This window comes from Clostridium sp., from assembly GCF_021372645.1.
Classification (GTDB): domain Bacteria; phylum Bacillota; class Clostridia; order Clostridiales; family Clostridiaceae; genus Clostridium.
The window spans coordinates 65,717-81,029 of sequence record NZ_JAJFUC010000064.1; the positions used below are offsets into that span (position 1 = coordinate 65,717).

A 15,313-nucleotide genomic window follows, 5' to 3' on the forward strand; every position below is an offset into this window, starting at 1 on the left:
ATGGCTATAACTTACAGAAGTGCAAAGGTGATTTCAAATGAAGAAATTTCAAAGGATATATATAAATTAGTTGTAGAGGATGATAGTGAAATAAAAGCAGGGCAATTTTATATGCTGAAACTTAATGGGGCAACATTTCTTCCAAGACCTATAAGCATATGCGAAAAGTCTGAAAATAAACTAACATTTCTATATGCAGTAGTAGGTACTGGGACTAAAGAATTTACAAAGCTTAAAGAAAATGATGAAATAAATATTACAGGTCCACTTGGAAATGGATTTGATTTAGAAAAAGAGTATAATAAGGTTGCGTTAGTTGCAGGAGGAATAGGAACAGCTCCTATGTTAGAACTTGCAAAGAAATTAAGAGAAAAGAATCCAAATCAAGTAATAGATTTATACGCAGGTTTTAGGGATGATATCTATTTAATCGAAGAATTAAAAGAATATGTTAATGAGGTACACGTATCTACAAATACTGGTAAGCATGGGCATAAAGGCTTTGTTACGGACATTTTAAAGGCTGAGAACTATGATACAGTTTTATGCTGTGGACCTGAAATTATGATGAAAAAAGTTGTAGACATGTGCAAAGAAAAAAATGTTAGTGTGTATGTATCAATGGAAAAACATATGGCATGTGGAGTTGGTGCTTGTTTAGTATGTACTTGCAAAACAAAAGATGGAAATAAGAGGACTTGCAAAGATGGTCCAGTATTTGATGGATACTATGTGGAATTATAAAAAACCAAAGGAGGAATAATAAAATGATGAAAGTAAACATTAATGGAGTAGAATTTAAAAATCCTGTAATTGCTGCATCAGGAACCTTTGGTTTTGGTGGAGAATACAATAATTTTTATGATGTTGGAATACTTGGAGGAATATCTTCAAAGGGACTTACAATTAATCCTAAAGAGGGGAATGATGGCCTTAGAGTATATGAAACACCATCAGGAATGATGAATTCAGTAGGATTAAATAACCCTGGAATAGATGCATTTATACAAAATGAACTTCCTAAGATGAAGAAGCTAGGAACTAATGTTATAGCCAATATTGGTGGTGGCTGTTTAGAGGATTATGTGGCAGCAGTAACTAAAATTAATGATACAGATGTAGACATGATTGAACTTAATATTTCTTGTCCTAATGTAAAACATGGGGGTATGGCATTTGGAATTAAAGCAGATGTAGCTTATGATGTTGTTAAAGAAATTAAAGCTATAACTAAAAAGCCATTAATGGTTAAATTATCACCTAATGCAGAAGATATAGTTGCTATGGCTGTAAAATGTCAAGAAGCAGGAGCAGATTCAATTTCTCTTATAAATACATTAAAAGGAATGGCTATTGATATATATAGGAGAAAGCCAGTATTCAATAATATAACAGCAGGTCTTTCAGGCCCCGCAATAAAGCCAGTAGCTCTTAGAATGGTTTATGAGGTAGCTAAAGCTGTTGAGATTCCAGTAATAGGACTTGGTGGAATAGCAAGTGGAAAAGATGCTGTTGAATTCATGATGGCTGGTGCTAGCGCAATTCAAATAGGTACTATTAACTTTGTAAATCCTATGGCTGGAAAAGAAATCATTGAAGAAATGGAAGCATTTTTAAAAGAACAAGGAATAAAAGATATTAATGAAATAGTAGGAATTATATAAATTAATTATCAATAGTAAATTATTAGTTCTTTATGATTGAGCACTGATAATTGACAATTGATATTTGACAAGTGTTCATTATAGAGAAAATATATTGGAGGAATTAATATGAAAGCTTATAAAAAAGAGTTTATAGATTTTATGATAGAATGTGGAGTATTAACATTTGGAGATTTTGTTACTAAGAGTGGAAGAAAAACTCCTTTCTTTGTAAATACAGGAAATTATCAATCAGGAAGTCAATTAAAAAGACTTGGTGAATTTTATGCAGAAGCTATAAAAGAAAATTTTGGAGATGATTATGATGTGCTATTTGGCCCTGCATATAAAGGAATACCATTAGGAGTTACAACTTCTATAGCACTTTCAAATTCATTTGATATTGATGTTAAATATTGTTCAAATAGAAAAGAAGTAAAGGATCATGGAGATACAGGAATTCTTTTAGGAAGTAAATTAAAAGATGGAGATAAGGTATTAATAGTTGAAGATGTTACAACAGCAGGAACTTCAATTTATGAAACTATGCCTATATTAAAAAGTCAAGCAGATGTTAATGTTAAAGGGCTTATAATATCAGTAGATAGAATGGAAAGAGGTCAAGGAGATCAATCAGCATTAGTTGAAATTAGAGAAAAATTTGGATTCAAAACTTGTGCTATTGTTACTATGGCTGAAGTTATAGAATATCTTTATAATAAAGAAATTAATGGTAACATACTTATAACAGATGAAATTAAAGCAAGAATTGATGATTACTATAAACAATATGGGGCAAAATAAAGTTATTGAGTAATATAAAATACTTGCAGTAAATTTAATTATTAAAATTTACTGGAAGTATTTTTGCATTTCACAATACTTATAAAGTATTGATTTTATTATTTATCTTTAAGCTCATCAATATGGACTGTTGTATATTCATCAGCTTTAAGAGTTTTAACTATTTTTTGTAAGGGTGACTTTTCATCAAAGCTTACATTTAGTTTGTTATTGTTAGTATTAAAATTTATATAATTAATTTCAATAGATGGATGATAGTAAAAGCTATTAAGTACATCAGAGTCATCGTTATTAAGTCCATTAATTATATCAGAAGTATCTAAATCGTCGTGCACACGTCCTAAAGTTGCTGGAACGTATAAGTGGTAATCATCGGGTGAATATACATTCTTTTTTGTGCTGTCAAAAGGGATATATATAAATTGAAAATAATCTTCAATAACTTTTCGTTGAAGCTCAGTGCCTCTATAATGAGGACTTTCATAAAAGTAGATAGGAATATTTAAAGCACTTGCAGTATCAATTCCATTTTCAACTATAGCTCTAGTTTCGAGGATTGTATTATTTACATCTTTAGACATTTCTTCGCCAGATCCACTTCTTTCATCACCATGTTGATGAGTATAACCATGAAGTCCGATTTTTCCACCTTTATTAAGTAAATAGTCAAGCAAATTTACAAATCCTACATTTGTTATATTATCATTTGTTAATAGATCATTATCGATATTGTCTGGAGGAGACTTAAATCGAGGAATCCAACCAACATGAAATTTCATACCTTGAGAATATAGAAGATCAGCCATGCATTTTACTTTTGTTTGATTTTTGTCTACAGTATTTGTATAACCACAAGTAAAGTCTTCAAATCTAATTAAAGCAATTTTGTCACTATATAATACTGAAGAATCTTCAGGTGCTTTAACATTGCTAGGAAGCAAACTAATATTATTATTTTTAAAGTCAAATATAGCAATTAAATTAAAAAGTTCTTCTATATCTGATATTGAAATATAATAATTACCATTACTATTTATCAAATTACCGCGAAGAGAGCCTGTGCTAGAATTTATATCATAAGAATCTTCAGTTAACGAAATTTTATTATCATCATTAGATAACGAAATGGAATTATCAGAAGTATCAATAGTATAATTAAGTTTATTACAAATAAATTTAAGAGGTATATAATATCTTTGAGCCTTAAGTAACATGGGAACATTAGTAATATTGGTCTCATTTAAAATATTTAAGCTTACACCATTAACTTTTGTTACAGGTATATCTGCAAATTTAATTTTGGGAGTATAGGGACTTTTAAAATTATTTTCTGGAAGTAAATTAGAGTATACAGTCTTATTTATAATAATTAAATCATTTCTGAAAAAATTACAATAAGCCAGGATTCGGTAAAATATAAATATAGATAAAATTATTGCTAAAAAAGAAAATATAGATAGCTTTGCATTCCTTTGCATATGTTTTGTCTCTCCTTTTAATTATGTATAAAGTGATTCTTAGCTTCAGGTGGAGTTTTATTAATAACAATACGTTATAATACCTAAAGCTTAGAAGAACTTATCTCCACAAGGGGTACCTCATCCAAGAGCTAGCAACCGTTATCTCCCACTTAGAAGAAGTGGGAGATAACGGTTGCTAGCTAGCGAATAAATAAATTTCGTAAGAAAATTATAACATTACTTTGTATGAATTACTTTTTATAAATGTCAAATTTATGTTATATTTTTCAAAAGTGGTTGACATCTAATATCAAATAATTAACAATTCGTATGTATAGACTAAACTTAGATTATATATATAATATTTATTTATATTAAAGTATAAATGATAATTTGAAAAATTCAATTATTATTTTTGTAAATTAAATAATAACTTTCAAAATAGTGAAAACAAATAATAACTGATAAGCGATATTATGGGTGAAATTTGAAGTTATGGATACAATAAAGTATGAATAACCGATAAAAATCAACAAATTTTTATATTGACAAATTAATTAGCCCGTAGTATTATAATTACAAGAAATCTAGTCATATGACTGACGGAAGTGGGTTTACCACATGAAGTATGACTATAAGAAAGCCGACCGTCTGGGCAGAAAGCCTGGATAGTCGGCTTTCTTATTTTCTGAAAGAAGTAAGTTTAATTTAGCAAAAATAATTTTGAGGAGGAATATATGTCTTTGTAAATAGCGATAACAAATATTAAATGATAAAAGATATCATTGACAAGAGTTAAATTTATGTGTACAATAATAGTATGAATTGATAGATAAAAAAATAAATTTTTACTTCAAAGTATAAAGGAGGATAACAAATGTTTAAACAATGGGATGGTTTTAAAGATGGAACTTGGCAAGAAGGTATAGATGTAAGAAACTTTATACAAAAGAATTATAAATTATATGAAGGAGATGCAAGTTTCCTAGAAGATAAAACTGAAAAAACAAGCAAGGTATGGAAAAAAGCATATGAATTAATAGTTGAAGAAGTTAAAAAGGGAATTATTGATGTAGCTACTGACGTAGTAGCAGGAATTGATAATTATGCCCCAGGATATATAGATAAAGATAATGAAGTAATAGTTGGACTTCAAACAGATGCTCCACTTAAGAGAATTGTAAATCCATTTGGTGGAATAAGAATGGTTCAAAGTTCATTAAAAGAATATGGTTATAAATTAGATGAAAATATTGAAAAGTATTTTCCACAATATAGGAAAACACATAATGAAGGAGTATTTGACGCTTACACAAAGGAAATCAGAGCTGCAAGAAGTGCTGGACTTTTAACAGGGCTTCCAGATGCTTATGGTAGAGGAAGAGTAATAGGGGACTATCGAAGAGTTGCGCTTTATGGTATTGATTATTTAATAGAAGAAAAGAAAAGAGATCTTGATAATTTAAATGGTGATATGCTTGATGAATTAGTAAGAAAAAGAGAAGAAGTAAGTGAACAAATAAGAGCATTAAGTGCTATAAAATCAATGGCCGCTACATATGGAGTAGATATTTCAAAACCATCAGAAAATGCTAAGGAAGCAGTTCAAGCTTTATACCTTGGATATTTAGCAGGTGTTAAGGAAAATAATGGAGCTGCAATATCATTTGGAAGAACATCTACTTTCTTAGATATATATATTGAAAGAGATTTGGAAGCTGGATTAATAAATGAAAAAGAAGCTCAAGAATTAGTTGATCAACTTATAATAAAATTAAGATTGGTTAGACATCTAAGAACACCAGAATATAATGAATTGTTTGGTGGAGATCCAACTTGGGTAACTGAAGCAATTGGAGGTATGGGTATCAATGGAAAGGCACTTGTAACAAAAAACTCATATAGATATCTTCATACTTTAATAAACTTAGGAACATCAGCAGAACCTAATCTTACAGTTCTATGGTCAGATAAATTACCAGAAAACTTTAAGAAGTATTGTGCAGAAATCTCAATAAAGACAGATGCCCTTCAATATGAAAGTGACGAAGCCATGAGACCAATTTATGGAGATGATTATGCTATATCTTGTTGTGTATCTGCTATGAAGGTTGGTAAGCAAATGCAATTCTTTGGAGCTAGAGCTAATATAGCTAAATCACTTTTATATGCTATAAATGGTGGAGTAGATGAATTGAAGGGGATTAAAGTAGTACCAGAAATTCCAAAGCTTACAGATGAAGAAGTTCTTGATTTTGATAAGGTTAAAGCTAATTATGATAAGGTGTTAGAATATGTTGCCAAACTTTATGTTGATTCAGTTAATATAATTCATTTTATGCATGATAAATACGCTTATGAAGCTAGTCAAATGGCTTTACACGATACAGCTGTGGAAAGATTGACAGCATTTGGTATAGCTGGACTTTCTGTAGCTACAGACTCATTATCTGCTATTAAATATGCAAAAGTTAAGCCAATTAGAAATGAAGAAGGAATTGCTATTGACTTTGAAGTAGAAGGAGAATTTCCTAAATACGGAAACGATGATGATAGAGTAGATGATTTAGGAATAGCATTAGTTACTAAATTCTCAAATGAACTTAAGAGACATCCATTATATAGAGGTGCTAAACACACATTATCAGCACTTACAATTACATCTAATGTTATGTATGGTAAAAAGACAGGTACAACTCCAGATGGTAGAAAGAAGGGCGAGCCACTAGCACCAGGAGCTAATCCAATGCATGGTAGGGATGTAAATGGAGCACTAGCATCACTTAACTCAGTAGCTAAAATACCATATAATGAAATATGCCAAGATGGTGTTTCTAATACATTCTCAATTGTTCCAGATGCACTTGGAAAAGATGAAACACAAAAAATTAACAACTTAGTTGGAATTTTAGATGGATATTTTGTCCAAGGAGCTCATCATTTGAATGTTAATGTTCTTAATAGACAAACATTAATTGATGCGATGGAAAATCCAGATAAGTATCCAACACTAACAATTAGAGTTTCAGGATATGCTGTTAATTTTAGCAGATTATCAAAAGAGCAACAATTGGAAGTTATAAGCAGAACATTCCATGAAAGTATCTAATCAATAGTTTGGATTAGATAAAAGTATAGGGACAGAACCTTGGATAGAAAGTAAAATTACTTTGATTAATCCAAGGTTCTGTTTGCTTTTATAATATAAATGCAGTAGAATTTTAATGAATAGAATATGTATGTAATGCAAACTGAAAAATTAAGAAATGAATATTTTAACGGATTTAAAACACTTAAGGAAATTATACTATAATTGTTAACTAAATAAAGGTGGTATATTTATGGCTAAAGGAAGAGTTCATTCAATAGAATCAATGGGGCTTGTAGATGGCCCTGGAATAAGAATGGTAGTATTTCTTCAAGGTTGTGCACTAAGATGTAAGTTTTGTCATAATCCTGATACTTGGACGTCTAATGGTGGGGAGGAGTATACACCAGAAGATTTAGTAAAAAAAATTGAAAGATTTAAAACTTATTTTGCAAGTAGTGGAGGTGGAGTTACATTCTCTGGTGGAGATCCTTTAAGGCAACCAGATTTTCTTCTTGAAACATTAAAACTATGTAAAAACAAAGGCATAAATACATGTCTTGATACGTCAGGATATGGCTTTGGAGATTATGATGAAATATTAAAATATACAGATTTAGTATTATTTGATGTAAAACATTTTACTAGAGTTGAATATAAAAATATTACAGGTATGGAAATTGATGAATCCTTAAGATTCTTAGAGGCAATGAAGAAAAATAATACTAAGGTATGGATAAGACATGTTGTAGTACCTGGATTAACAGATGGAGAAGAACATCTAAAAAAACTTAAGGAATTTATAGATACCATACCAAATGTTGAAAAGGTAGAATTATTGCCTTATCATGTTCTAGGGGTAAATAAATATAAAGTTTTAGGAATTAATTATCCACTAGATGAAGTAAAGGCTATGGATAAGGAACTTGTAAAGAAGTATCAAAAAGAGTTATTTAACTAAGCTAAGGCATATGAAAGAAAAGAACAAGTGAAATATGCAAAATAAACTACCGTAGACTTGACCTTTTTTATGCCCAAATAAAAAAGACTATAGGAAAATCTTATAGTCTTTTTGTTGATTTAGTTAGATAGAGATGTATGGCAATTAATCATCAATAGAAAAATTATCTTTGTTAAAAGAACATATAGGACAGACCCAATAATCTGGTAAATCGTCAAAGTCTACACCAGGATTAATGCCACCATCAGCATCTCCAACTTCAGGATCATAAATATACCCACATACTTCACAAACATATTTTTTCATTCTATCACCTCAGTATATAATTTAATAGAAACATAAGTAATTAGGGTTGTGAATTATAGTATATTATATTATATTATATTATATGAGTTATTTATTAAGGTGTTAATCATAAAAATTATATATTTAATTTTTTAGATTTAAGAATATTTGTAAAATATCCTTTAGGGAAGTACCCCTTTTTTAAGCCTTCTATAACAGTTAAATAAGTTGCGGTTGTATCAAATCGTGCATCGTGATAACTTCCACTACCTTCAAATAATCTTTCAGATGTTTCAATAATTTGATTTGTTGAAATATTAAGCCAATCTATTACTTCAGCTAATTTAGGATTTTTAATTTCTCCATTAGCTTTTGGAATTTTACATATATCTCTATAGTAAGCCATAGTGCAGAAAGCATTTTTGGGAGCGAACTCTTCACCTAAGGTTAATAGTTCATGCTTTAAAAATCTAACATCAAAATTAACATTATGCCCTATTAAGAAATCAGAATTAGTAAAATCTTCGAGAAATTCTGGAACTAAATCTTCAAAATATTGTCCATTAGATAATTCATAAAGTTTTTCTAATGAGAAACCATGAATTTCTTGTGCAGAAGGATCCATTTCATCAACTGTAAAGAAAAAGTTTTTACCAGTAGTTACTTGGGGTTTTACTCCAGCATCAACAGTTATGTAACTTAATTGACATATGCTACCAGGTTTTATACTGGTGGTTTCTGTATCAAAAAATAATAATTTCATTAAATTGTACCTCCATCTTATACCTAAGTCATCTAAAAAATAACCCTTAAAAGACGACTAAGCCAAAATTTCATTATTTTAGAATTCTGACTTGTTATTTTTTATATAGCTTAGGTTGCTAAATTTAATTATATAGTATTTACGAAAAATTTCAAATGAGTTCTAATAAATGGTAATAAATATTATTATTTAATAATATTTAAGAGAGAAAAATTAAAGGTTTATAATAAATTATGAAAAAAATTTAACAAGTAATAATAAATTCCAAAGATGGATATAATAAATCAATAGTATAAAGCAAGGAGGAAATTAAAAATGATTCAAACAAGGCGTAAAGTATCTATAATAGGGGCAGGATTTGTAGGAGCAACAACAGCATTTGCTTTAATGAATAGTGGTGTAGCTACAGAAATATGTATATTTGATATAAATATGAATAAGGCAATGGGAGAAGTTATGGATTTAGTTCATGGTACATCTTTTGTAAAGCCAATTAATATTTATGCAGGTAATATTGAAGAAACTAAGGATTCAGATATTGTTATAATCACAGCTGGAGCAGCACAAAAAGAAGGTGAAACTAGATTAGATTTAATTGAAAAAAATTATAATATATTTAAAGGATTTGTTCCACAAATTTCAGCAGCAAGTCCAAATGCAATTTTATTAGTTGTATCAAATCCTTGTGATGTATTAGCATATATAACATATAAATTATCAGGATTTCCAAAAGAAAGAGTAATTGCATCAGGAACTGTATTAGATACATCAAGATTAAAATATGTTATAGGTAAGTACTTAAATGTAAATAATAATAATATTCATGCATATGTTTTAGGGGAACATGGTGATAGTGAAGTTGTAAGCTGGAGTACTGCAAGCATAGCAGGAGAAAGCATTGATCAATATGCTGAAAAGTTTAATCTAGAATGGGATAAAGAAGTAAGAGAAGTAATTGAAAGTGATGTTAAAAATGCTGCTTATGAAATAATAAGCAGAAAAAATGCAACATATTTTGCAGTAGCATTAGCGATAAATAGAATAGTAGAAGCTATATTAAGAGATGAAAATACTATTTTAACTGTATCTTGCTTAATAGAAGGAGAGTATGATATTGATGATGTTTATTTAGCAGTACCAACAATTCTTAATAGCACAGGTGTTGTAAGAATTGTAAATCCAGTAATAGATAATGAAGAAGAGTTACGAAGATTAAAAGAATCAGCAAGTGTATTAAAAGGACATATTCAAAAAGTTATTAATAAATAAGAAATTAAAAGAGATTTTATTAATAGCTTATATAATTAAAATAGGTGATTATATAATACATAGAATATTGCGAAAAACTTTAAGTATTTCGCAATATTTTTTTAACTTAGTTATTAATTCCATTAAAGCTTATTTCACCTGCAAGTACTGCTTTTTGATTTCCTTTATTATCTTGGACTATAAGATCGCCAGCATCTGATAAAGAAATGCAAGTGACAATTTCTTCTGTGTTATATGTAATCAATTTTGCTTGCTTTCCAAAAACATTAGAGTTTTCTCTACAAATTGAAATTGTTTCAGAAAGATCAAGATTATCTATAAATTTGTTATATAATTTTTCAAAGTGATTTAGAAATCCTGCAAGTATTTCACTTCTTTTAAAGTCTTTATTATATTGAATTTTTAGAGAGGTTGCAGTAGTTTTTATGCTTTCATCAAAATCACCTTCATTTATATTAATATTCATACCTATACCTAAAACTAAATAATGTATACTATCCATATCACACTTCATTTCAGCTAATATTCCACAAAGTTTTCTATCATTTAGAAGTATATCATTAGGCCACTTTATAGTGCTACTAATATTAAAATCTAGGAGTGTTTTATAAATAGAAGCAGCAGCAATTTGAGTTATTTTAGGAGCTTCAGTTGGAGGAATATGTGGTCTTAAGACTAAAGTAAACCAAAGTCCACCACTCGGGGAAACCCATTGTCTATTGAAACGTCCACTACCAAGAGTTTGTTTTTCAGCAATTATTATACTGCCATCTTCAATGCTTTTTTGCGCAAATTCTTTTGCTTTAATATTTGTAGAATCTATGTCATCAAAGTGAATTATATTTTTTCCAATTATAGATGTTTTTATTAAGGGTAAAAGCTCGCTTTTATTTAATAAGTCAGGGGAATAAATTAGTTTATAACCTTTATTTGAGATTCCTTCTATTAGATAACCCTTTGATTTTAAATTTTTTATGTGCTTCCATATAGCAGTTCTTGAAACATTTAATGTTGAACTTAAATATTCACCAGAAATATAATCGTTAGCATTTTTCAATTCATTTAGAATTTTATCTTCCATAACTATGAACCCTCCTTGCATGATCTAGCTAAAATTTATTATATCATAATAATAAAATTTGTAACAAAGATTAGATTTAAATCGTTAATTAAAAGAAAATGTTATGAATTGGGGAAACGTTAAATTAATTGTAGCCATTTAAATAAAAATAATATATAATTAAGTTTGGCATAATTTAAAAATGCAAGTTAATGTAAGGTATTTCTAGAGAGGATAATAAAATGAATAAAAAAAATAGAAATATAAATCAAAAATCTAAACCTCAATTAAAAAAAGCAAAGAAAAAGGCGAGAAGATTCTCGACTTTAGCAATAATGTCATTTTTTATATTTGAAATTCTTTTCACAACATGTACATTCCCATTTATGCTTTTATATGGACCATTTAAAAATGCAAAAAGTACATATGTTGGAGCTGCAATGACTTCAATGAATCATCAATATTTAGCAAAATGTTTTTTGTCCGATGCAAAAATAGCAGAGATTTTGGGTCAGAATTCAACTGAAACAACTAACGAAACAACTAATACATCTCAAATTCAAATTCCAAAGGTTAAGGATGAGACTATCGAGAGTTATGAAATGACTGATAATTCTAAATATAAAGGATATTATCTTGTAATAAAGGATTCAACAAGGATCAAAATTGGATATACTTCTAAATTAAACGTGGAAGGTGAAACTACATCTCAAATTGCTATAAATAATGATGCTATTGCTGCAATTAATGGTGGAGGATTTACAGATAAATCATCTAATCAAGACTGGACAGGAAATGGAGGTTTCCCAATAGGTCTTATAATGAGTGGTGGGAAGGTTGTATTTAATGATTTGGGAGCGAATGGAGAATCGGATTTGCTTGCAATAACAAAAGAGGGTGTAATGCTTGTAGGTAAATATTCTGTAGAAAAACTTCAAGAACTTGGAGTTCAAGAAGCCTTGAGTTTTGGACCATCATTAGTTATTAACGGAAAAATGACTTCTATGAGTGGAGATGGAGGTTGGGGTATAGCACCAAGAACTGTAATAGGACAAAGGAAAGATGGTGCAATAATTCTTTTAGTTATAGATGGTAGAGGCGCAAGTAGTTTGGGAGCAACATTAAAAGAAGCACAAGAGGATATATATAAACTTGGTGCAGTTAATGCAATGAATTTAGATGGTGGAAAATCAACAACAATGTATTATGATGGGGATATTATCAATACACCATCAAATAGCATGGGTGAAAGATCAATTCCAACAGCAATTATTGTTAAGTAAACAGAAGGTGAGGTCAAGTTATGAAAGCGTCTAAGAAGATAATTGCGTGGGCAATATTATCTATAATATTACAAGTTGGTGTATTATATATTTTAGATAACTTTGTATTTAAACATTCATCAGACTTTCGAAGTAAAAAGATAGAAATTCAAAAAGATAAGACTAAAGATATTAATGCAACTATACCAACTGGTGCTGAAACAATAAATGTATCTTATGATGGAAAATATTTGACTTATAATGAGAATAATAATTTATACATACAAGACACTAAAACAGGGACTAATACTAAAATAACAACAGAAAGTGAATGCAATATTCTTTATTATAAATGGTTTTCAGATAGAGATAGACTTATAATAGCTAAAAAGGTAGAAAAAAATGGAGAATCTAAAATTCAACTTGTGACATATAATCCTCAGAATTCTAATGAGACAGCTGTTAGCAATATATGTACATACCAAGAAGACATGGAAGTTAAAAAAGTAAGTGAATCCACTATTACAGGGGTATATTATGTAGATATTTATAAAGGTGGTCTAAAGAATACAGTTTATAGAATAGATATAAATGAGACTTTGACTAAACTTTCGCTTCAAACTAATGTTTTAGGGAATATGCAAGTTATACCACATGAAGATAGATTAATATATGAAGATACAGTTAACAGCAAGTTTTTTGCTACAAGTCCTAATAAACAACTAACATTTAATTCCAATAAGAAATTAACACTTTTAGGGATTGATAGAAAAGATGTTATATATATGGGAGAGCTTAATGGAGATAAGGTAGCAAGTATAGTTTATGGTAAAATTAGTGAAGATACATCTACTTGGAAGAAAGTGACCCTTGATTCAGTTGTAAGTAGTGAAGATTTGTATTTTAGTAATGATAGTGAAATATTAATTAATGATAATCTTAAAGGAAGCGTTAAAAACTTGACTACTGGTAATGAAATTGAATATGAAGGAAAACTTATTCAAATTAAAGAAGATTTTATAGCTACTATGGATAGTAGTGGAAAGCTAGTTTATAAAAATTTTAAATCACAAAATAAATAATAATTAGGCATATGAAACAAAATAGACAGAATACTGATTAGTTATTTTTTGAATGTGCCTTAATAAAGAGCACTCAATCTTAGTGATTGAATGCTTCTTTGTTTTCAAAAATATGTATGACTGTATATTAAATATGGTATAATACAAAACATATATAATAAAAAGGAGGAAAATATGAATTCTATACTTAATATGATTTTAATGATTCCAGGTATGCTTATTGCTTTTACATTTCATGAATATGCACATGCATACGTCGCTGATAAACTGGGAGATAAAACACCAAGATTTCAAGGAAGATTAACTTTGAATCCAATTGCACATATTGATCCTATGGGATTTATAGCAGTTTTAATTTTTAATTTTGGATGGGCAAAACCAGTACAAACTAATCCATCAGCATATAAGAATTATTATAAAGATGATTTGAAGGTAAGTTTAGCAGGACCAATTACCAACTTTTTAGTTGCTATTATAATTTCATTAATTCTAGGGTTTTATGTGAGTTTTGCATATAGAGTTTTGCCATCAGCATTAGCTGGTGTATTATATTCAATGATATATATGACAATTTTGATTAATATAAATATAGGATTATTTAATTTAATACCAATACCAGGATTAGATGGATTCAGCCTTTTAAGAGATTTACGACCAAATACTTTTTACAAATTCCAAGAGAAATTTTATCAATATCAAATGATTATAATATTAGCGTTTATATTTGTTGGGGGAAAAATAATTTCAATACCAGCACAAATTATATTAAAATCATTGTTAAGTCTTGCTTCTTTAATAGTCAATATTTTTTAAAGTAAAAATGTTAAATTCATATATAATATAAATAATCAAAACTGAAATTCTAATCATATAAAGTATTTAAACGATTATTTATATAAATAAGAGTACAAAATTTAAAGATAATTGAGTTGACAAAATTTAATACAATTTGTATAATTTAATAACATTAATATTGAAATATTCGAAGAAAAGGAGAGTATTTTAGTTGATTCCTTAAGCGAATAGGGATTTTGGTGTAAGCCCTATGGATAGATTAAAAGAAGAGAACCTTAGAGAAATCACCTGAAATGAGTAAGGATGGTCGCAATTAAACTTTGCGTTAAAAGTTAAGGGGTATTTTATTTAGGCACATTCAAAAAAATACAAGTTAGTATGCCTTATATAAAATACAAATAGAGTGGTACCGCGGATAATCCGTCTCTTTGTTTATAAGAGGCGTTTTTTTATTGCAGAAAATACTATAGAATTTTTGTTATTTGAACAAAATTAGAGGAGGATATTTATGGATTATAAAGTTAAAGTTGCAGAATTAATAAAAGAACATGTGGAGTTGGATATTGAATCTATAGAAAAATTAATCGAAATACCACCAAAGCCAGAAATGGGGGATTATGCGTTCCCATGTTTTCAATTATCAAAGGTTATGAGAAAAGCTCCTAATATGATAGCAGAGGAATTGAAAAATTCTATGTGCACTGATGGATTTGAAAGAATTGAAAGTCTTGGACCATATCTTAATTTCTTTGTGGACAAAGGAGTATTTGCAGAAAATACAATTAAGAAGATTTTAGAAGAGGGAGATAACTATGGAGCATCAAATATAGGGGAAGGAAAA

At 28.9% G+C, this 15,313-nt stretch carries 13 protein-coding genes, 1 pseudogene, 1 riboswitch and 1 other annotated feature; of the genes and pseudogenes, 10 read left to right on the forward strand and 4 right to left on the reverse strand.

From position 1 onward, the window contains the following. The 3 genes from LLF98_RS10840 to pyrE all read left to right on the forward strand — a co-directional run bounded on the left by LLF98_RS10840 (position 1) and on the right by pyrE (position 2,447). Positions 1-744 (forward strand): dihydroorotate dehydrogenase electron transfer subunit, encoded by a 744-nt coding sequence (locus tag LLF98_RS10840; RefSeq protein ID WP_291703431.1) that lies wholly within the window; start codon positions 1-3, stop codon positions 742-744. Positions 745-767: 23 nt separating this feature from the next. Further along, a complete protein-coding gene (locus LLF98_RS10845) occupies positions 768-1,664 on the forward strand; it encodes a dihydroorotate dehydrogenase (protein ID WP_291703434.1) in 897 nt (298 codons plus the stop codon). A 108-nt stretch (positions 1,665-1,772) separates the two neighbouring features. After that, positions 1,773-2,447 carry an orotate phosphoribosyltransferase gene (pyrE, locus tag LLF98_RS10850; RefSeq protein WP_291703436.1) on the forward strand — a complete coding sequence of 225 codons (675 nt, stop codon included), beginning with the start codon at positions 1,773-1,775 and terminating at the stop codon, positions 2,445-2,447. A 98-nt stretch (positions 2,448-2,545) separates the two neighbouring features. On the opposite strand, the gene LLF98_RS10855 is transcribed toward pyrE, so the two are convergent. Then, a complete protein-coding gene (locus LLF98_RS10855) occupies positions 2,546-3,925 on the reverse strand; it encodes a DUF2334 domain-containing protein (protein ID WP_291703439.1) in 1,380 nt (459 codons plus the stop codon). A 567-nt stretch (positions 3,926-4,492) separates the two neighbouring features. Continuing rightward, positions 4,493-4,571, forward strand: a riboswitch (ZMP/ZTP riboswitch). A 213-nt stretch (positions 4,572-4,784) separates the two neighbouring features. Between LLF98_RS10855 and pflB the strand changes: the two genes are divergently transcribed. After that, on the forward strand, positions 4,785-7,016 hold the full coding sequence (gene pflB / locus LLF98_RS10860; RefSeq protein ID WP_291703441.1) for a formate C-acetyltransferase: 2,232 nt from the start codon (positions 4,785-4,787) through the stop codon (positions 7,014-7,016). Between the two features lie 232 nt (positions 7,017-7,248). Beyond that, a complete protein-coding gene (gene pflA, locus LLF98_RS10865) occupies positions 7,249-7,956 on the forward strand; it encodes a pyruvate formate-lyase-activating protein (protein ID WP_291703450.1) in 708 nt (235 codons plus the stop codon). Between the two features lie 144 nt (positions 7,957-8,100). Here pflA and LLF98_RS10870 read toward each other — a convergent pair whose 3' ends face one another. Then, positions 8,101-8,262 carry a rubredoxin gene (locus tag LLF98_RS10870; protein ID WP_291703457.1) on the reverse strand — a complete coding sequence of 54 codons (162 nt, stop codon included), beginning with the start codon at positions 8,260-8,262 and terminating at the stop codon, positions 8,101-8,103. A gap of 115 nt (positions 8,263-8,377) precedes the next feature. Next, entirely contained in the window at positions 8,378-9,004 is a 627-nt protein-coding gene (locus LLF98_RS10875; protein ID WP_291703459.1) for a 3'-5' exonuclease, read from the reverse strand. Between the two features lie 315 nt (positions 9,005-9,319). On the opposite strand from LLF98_RS10875, the gene LLF98_RS10880 reads away from it, so the two are divergent. After that, the gene (locus LLF98_RS10880) at positions 9,320-10,273 is read left to right on the forward strand and encodes an L-lactate dehydrogenase (RefSeq protein WP_291703462.1); all 954 of its coding nucleotides are present in this window, start codon (positions 9,320-9,322) and stop codon (positions 10,271-10,273) included. Between the two features lie 106 nt (positions 10,274-10,379). Here the strand turns inward: LLF98_RS10880 and LLF98_RS10885 are convergent, their stop codons facing one another. Next, entirely contained in the window at positions 10,380-11,354 is a 975-nt protein-coding gene (locus LLF98_RS10885) for a biotin--[acetyl-CoA-carboxylase] ligase (RefSeq protein WP_291703464.1), read from the reverse strand. Positions 11,355-11,575: 221 nt separating this feature from the next. On the opposite strand from LLF98_RS10885, the gene LLF98_RS10890 reads away from it, so the two are divergent. From LLF98_RS10890 to LLF98_RS10905, 4 genes and pseudogenes are all read left to right on the forward strand, one after another. After that, on the forward strand, positions 11,576-12,616 hold the full coding sequence (locus tag LLF98_RS10890; protein WP_291703466.1) for a phosphodiester glycosidase family protein: 1,041 nt from the start codon (positions 11,576-11,578) through the stop codon (positions 12,614-12,616). A 20-nt stretch (positions 12,617-12,636) separates the two neighbouring features. After that, a complete protein-coding gene (locus LLF98_RS10895; RefSeq protein WP_291703468.1) occupies positions 12,637-13,677 on the forward strand; it encodes a DPP IV N-terminal domain-containing protein in 1,041 nt (346 codons plus the stop codon). A gap of 174 nt (positions 13,678-13,851) precedes the next feature. Then, positions 13,852-14,490 (forward strand): site-2 protease family protein, encoded by a 639-nt coding sequence (locus tag LLF98_RS10900; protein ID WP_291703470.1) that lies wholly within the window; start codon positions 13,852-13,854, stop codon positions 14,488-14,490. 163 nt (positions 14,491-14,653) lie between these two features. Continuing rightward, positions 14,654-14,903, forward strand: a binding site (T-box leader). A 77-nt stretch (positions 14,904-14,980) separates the two neighbouring features. Continuing rightward, positions 14,981-15,313: pseudogene (locus LLF98_RS10905) on the forward strand (arginine--tRNA ligase); the annotation flags it as partial.

Coding starts and splice junctions, on each gene's coding strand:
- LLF98_RS10840 (WP_291703431.1), top strand. CDS start 1: ATGGCTATAACTTACAGAAGTGCAAAGGTGATTTCAAATGAAGAAATT.
- LLF98_RS10845 (WP_291703434.1), top strand. CDS start 768: ATGATGAAAGTAAACATTAATGGAGTAGAATTTAAAAATCCTGTAATT.
- pyrE (WP_291703436.1), top strand. CDS start 1,773: ATGAAAGCTTATAAAAAAGAGTTTATAGATTTTATGATAGAATGTGGA.
- LLF98_RS10855 (WP_291703439.1), bottom strand. CDS start 3,925: ATGCAAAGGAATGCAAAGCTATCTATATTTTCTTTTTTAGCAATAATT.
- pflB (WP_291703441.1), top strand. CDS start 4,785: ATGTTTAAACAATGGGATGGTTTTAAAGATGGAACTTGGCAAGAAGGT.
- pflA (WP_291703450.1), top strand. CDS start 7,249: ATGGCTAAAGGAAGAGTTCATTCAATAGAATCAATGGGGCTTGTAGAT.
- LLF98_RS10870 (WP_291703457.1), bottom strand. CDS start 8,262: ATGAAAAAATATGTTTGTGAAGTATGTGGGTATATTTATGATCCTGAA.
- LLF98_RS10875 (WP_291703459.1), bottom strand. CDS start 9,004: ATGAAATTATTATTTTTTGATACAGAAACCACCAGTATAAAACCTGGT.
- LLF98_RS10880 (WP_291703462.1), top strand. CDS start 9,320: ATGATTCAAACAAGGCGTAAAGTATCTATAATAGGGGCAGGATTTGTA.
- LLF98_RS10885 (WP_291703464.1), bottom strand. CDS start 11,354: ATGGAAGATAAAATTCTAAATGAATTGAAAAATGCTAACGATTATATT.
- LLF98_RS10890 (WP_291703466.1), top strand. CDS start 11,576: ATGAATAAAAAAAATAGAAATATAAATCAAAAATCTAAACCTCAATTA.
- LLF98_RS10895 (WP_291703468.1), top strand. CDS start 12,637: ATGAAAGCGTCTAAGAAGATAATTGCGTGGGCAATATTATCTATAATA.
- LLF98_RS10900 (WP_291703470.1), top strand. CDS start 13,852: ATGAATTCTATACTTAATATGATTTTAATGATTCCAGGTATGCTTATT.